The sequence below is a fragment of the Paenalcaligenes sp. genome, assembly GCF_030152715.1.
Lineage (GTDB): Bacteria > Pseudomonadota > Gammaproteobacteria > Burkholderiales > Burkholderiaceae_B > Paenalcaligenes > Paenalcaligenes hermetiae.
In genome coordinates, this window is the sequence record NZ_JASLIX010000060.1 from 1 (window position 1) to 3,927 (window position 3,927).

Here is a 3,927-nt window from a genome sequence, read left to right on the forward strand (position 1 = left end):
TCATTACTGGCTTGGTGCAAAGGACTTGCCGCTTTAGAGCGAGCGCTTTGTTCAAGCAGCTCCTTTAATGGTTTGCCTGTCCATTCCGCCTTGCAGGGGTGATCAGTGGGGTGGCGTATGGCCTCTTCGGCCGAAGCTGGGGAAGGGGTAGGCGTAGTAGGTGCCGTGGTTTTTTTGTCTTCTTTAGTAATGATGCGCGCAGGATTGCCAACAGCGGTGGCATTGGCTGGTACAGGCTTAACAACGACGGCATTGGAGCCAATTTTGGCATTTGCCCCTACTGTAAACCCCCCAAGAATTTGGGCGCCTGCACCCACCACCACATTGTTTTCTAGAGTAGGGTGTCGTTTTGTGCCTTTATATAGGCTAGTACCACCCAGAGTCACCCCTTGGTAAATCGTACAGTCATCCCCGATTTCAGCCGTTTCACCAATCACAATGCCCATACCATGATCAAAAAAAACGCGTTTACCTATTTTAGCGCCGGGGTGAATTTCGATACCAGTAAAAATACGAGCTAAATGAGAGACAAATCGTGCTAACCATAAAAAACCGGTATTCCAAAGCTTGTGAGATAAGCGATGCGCTAAGATGGCATGTAGGCCTGGATAACAGGTGAGAATTTCCCAACGGCTACGAGCGGCAGGGTCTCTTTCGTAAATGCAGGCAATGTCTTCGCGTAACTGTTTAAACATAATCGGTGGTATTTGGTTTTTTAATTAAGTGGTGTGTTAAGAAGTCGTTGTTGGGCTTATTTTACGGGCCGTTTTCATCATAGCGGTACATACCCCACGCAACATAGCGACTTCTGCATGGCTTAACTGGCTACGAGTAAAAAGCTGTTGCATACGCACCATGAGTTTTTTAGGGTGATTAGGATCCAAAAAATCCACGGCCGTAAGGGCTTGCTCCCAATGCGTTAAAAAAGACTGGATTTCCGATTGTGTGGCCGGCAAATCGGCTTCGAGTATTTTGCCGGGGGTTTTGACCACTAAAGGAAAATCCAGCTGTTCTAATAGAGCATAACGCAGTTCCCATGCGGCTAATTGTAGTGCTTGTGCCACATTGAGCGAACTATATTCTGGGTTGGCAGGGATATAGCACAAATACTGACACTGGTTGATGGCGTGATTTTCTAGGCCCGTGCGCTCGGTACCTAATACAATGGCTATCTGGCCGCTAGGGTGCATGCGTAAGTGCTCGGCACCAATGCAAGCCGACTCGCGGATGGTTTTTGGGGGCGGCCCAATATAGCGTGGTCTGGCTGTGAGCGCAAAAGCTAGGGAGACAGGGGCGAGCGCTTGTTCTAAACTATCGGCAATGGTGGTGTTTTCAAGCACATCCGTGGCCCCACTTGCCATTGCAATCGCATTTTCATGCGTTATGATGGTGGGCGATTTTGGGTTCACTAAGCACAGTTGCTGAAAACCCATGGTTTTGATGGCTCTGGCGGCAGCACCAACGTTGCCTGGGTGACTGGGTTCAACCATAATAAAACGAATATGGTTGAATAAAGGCTCGTTTTGGGTCGTAGTCATTTAAAATACTAAATTGTTGTTAGCCCTTGTGATAAAACAGGGTTATTTTAGGGCTTGTTTTTACGAATTACGGAAATTTATGCACCCGATGCTATTTACCGCTATTAAAGCGGCACGCCGTGCAGGCGATATTATTACCCGCGCTAGTCGAGACCTTGAGCGTGTGCACATTGCACGTAAAGGACCTAGCGACTATGTTACCGAAGTCGATCAGGCAGTAGAAGAAGTCATTATAGAAGTTTTAGCCGAAGCGTATCCAGATCATGCCTTTTTGGGCGAAGAAACAGGCGAACGTCAACCCGATGCCGATAAAGTAGGGCGCGGTGGTGTGGAATACCAATGGGTGATTGATCCACTGGACGGCACCACGAACTTTATCCATGGTTTTCCCCATTATGCCGTATCAATCGCCGCTTTGCACCGTGGTCAGTTGGCGCATGCCGTCATCTTTGACCCCAGCAATAATGAGATTTTTGCTGCTAGCCGTGGTAGTGGCGCATTTTTAGACGATCGCCGTATTCGCGTCTCAGAGCAACGCCGTTATCATGATGCGTTGATCGGCGCTCATGTGGCTGGGTCGGCAGGCGCGCTTACCACGACCTCGCCTTTCACAGGGCTGTTGACCGAATGCGCAGCGGTGCGTCGTACGGGTTCCACAGTACTGGATTTAGCTTATGTAGCGTGTGGGCGATTGGATGGTTTTTGTGCAGTTAACCTTAAACCATGGGATATGGCCGCAGGCGCATTGATTGCCATGGAAGCCGGTGCCTTGGTGGGCGACCTCGAGGGTGAACAAAGCTGGTACGAAACAGGGCAGATTTTAGCCGCCACCCCAAAAATCTTTCCCCAGATGATCATGCATTTACAAAACTAATTGTTTTTAAGCCACTGCTAGGGCGGTGGCTTTTTTTTCCTTTTTTCATGCTTTTTTGTTTAGACGGAGCCCCTTAAATGGAGTGGATGGCAGACCCGACGGCGTGGGCCGGGTTATTAACGCTAGTCATATTAGAAATTGTTTTAGGTATAGATAACCTAATTTTTATCGCCATCTTGGTGGACAAACTACCACCAAAACAGCGAGACAAAGCGCGTATCATCGGTTTGTCATTGGCGTTATTAATGCGCCTGGGGCTGCTGACCATTATGTCATGGCTGATCACATTAACGGCGCCATGGGTTACCGTGTGGGGGCACGACTTCTCTGGTCGGGATGTGATCTTGATCATTGGGGGGCTATTTTTGCTCTTTAAAGGCACGCTAGAGCTACATGAACGCTTAGATCCACGCACTCAACATGCCTCTGGCTCGCGCATGCATGCTAGCTTTTGGGTCATTGTGACGCAGATCGTGATTTTGGATGCGGTGTTCTCGATTGACGCGGTGATTACGGCGGTCGGTATGGTGTCACACCTGCCTATCATGATGATTGCGGTGATTATTGCGATTGCTTTGATGATCGTAGCGTCAAAACCACTCACAAGCTTTGTGAATAAACACCCTACGGTCGTGATTTTGTGTTTGGGCTTTTTGCTCATGATCGGCTTTTCTTTATTAGCCGAAGGGTACGGTTTTGATGTACCCAAAGGCTATCTCTATGCCGCTATTGCCTTTTCTGTGCTGGTCGAGGTCCTTAACCAAATTGCGCGTCGTAATCAGCGCAAAGCCGAAGCCAGACGCCCGATGCGAGAGCGCACCGCAGAAACCGTTTTACGCATGCTAGGTAAAAAACCCATTGCCGAAGTAGACGCGGACACAGAACAGAGCCCAGAGGCACCCCAAGACCCCAGCCTGGTGTTTGGTGATGAGGAGCGCAATATGGTCAGTGGCGTACTGACACTATCTGAGCGTAACGTACGATCCATCATGACACCGCGTAATAATGTAGCGTGGGTTGATATTGAAGAGGATCCTGAAACCATCAAAGCTCAAATCGAACGGGAACCACACAGCTATTTACCCGTATGTCGAGGCGCTTTGGACGAGGTCATTGGGCTAGGGCAGGCTAAAGAGCTGATGGCAGATTTAATCACCGATGGACGAGTGCACTTAAATAAACTGCGTGAACCGGTCATTGTGCATGAATCCATTGGGATTTTGCAGCTGATGGAGCTATTTAAAGAGGCGCGTGGCCAATTGGCTTTAGTGACAGATGAGTTCGGTGCGATTGAGGGTGTGGTAACGCCCATTGATATTTTTGAAGCCATTGCCGGCGAATTCCCTGACGAAGATGAAATCCCCGACATTGTCGCCACAGCAGAAAACCGCTGGGTTGTGGATGGCGCGGCCGATTTACACCACCTTGAACAAATTCTAGAGATTGATGGTCTCGTTGATGAGGACGAGGAATACTCCACCTTGGCCGGGTATTTATTAGAGCGTTTTGGTACAT

The 3,927-nt window shown here is 49.0% G+C and carries 4 protein-coding genes; 2 read left to right on the top strand and 2 right to left on the bottom strand.

The window, feature by feature from the left end:
• The coding region (cysE, locus tag Q1V74_RS05190; RefSeq protein ID WP_300647363.1) for a serine O-acetyltransferase at nucleotides 1–695 on the bottom strand (695 nt) is incomplete at its 3' end.
• A 36-nt stretch (nucleotides 696–731) separates the two neighbouring features.
• Nucleotides 732–1,538, bottom strand: a complete 807-nt coding sequence (locus tag Q1V74_RS05195; RefSeq protein ID WP_300647364.1) for an RNA methyltransferase — start codon at nucleotides 1,536–1,538, stop codon at nucleotides 732–734.
• Between the two features lie 79 nt (nucleotides 1,539–1,617).
• Here Q1V74_RS05195 and Q1V74_RS05200 point away from each other — a divergent pair, with 79 nt between their 5' ends.
• Together Q1V74_RS05200 and Q1V74_RS05205 are read left to right on the top strand one after the other, a co-directional pair.
• Nucleotides 1,618–2,412 (top strand): inositol monophosphatase family protein, encoded by a 795-nt coding sequence (locus tag Q1V74_RS05200; RefSeq protein WP_260649135.1) that lies wholly within the window; start codon nucleotides 1,618–1,620, stop codon nucleotides 2,410–2,412.
• A gap of 77 nt (nucleotides 2,413–2,489) precedes the next feature.
• Nucleotides 2,490–3,927 (top strand): TerC family protein (locus Q1V74_RS05205; protein WP_300647365.1); only part of this gene is annotated, 1,438 nt, incomplete at its 3' end.

Coding starts and splice junctions, on each gene's coding strand:
- Q1V74_RS05195 (WP_300647364.1), bottom strand. CDS start 1,538: ATGACTACGACCCAAAACGAGCCTTTATTCAACCATATTCGTTTTATT.
- Q1V74_RS05200 (WP_260649135.1), top strand. CDS start 1,618: ATGCACCCGATGCTATTTACCGCTATTAAAGCGGCACGCCGTGCAGGC.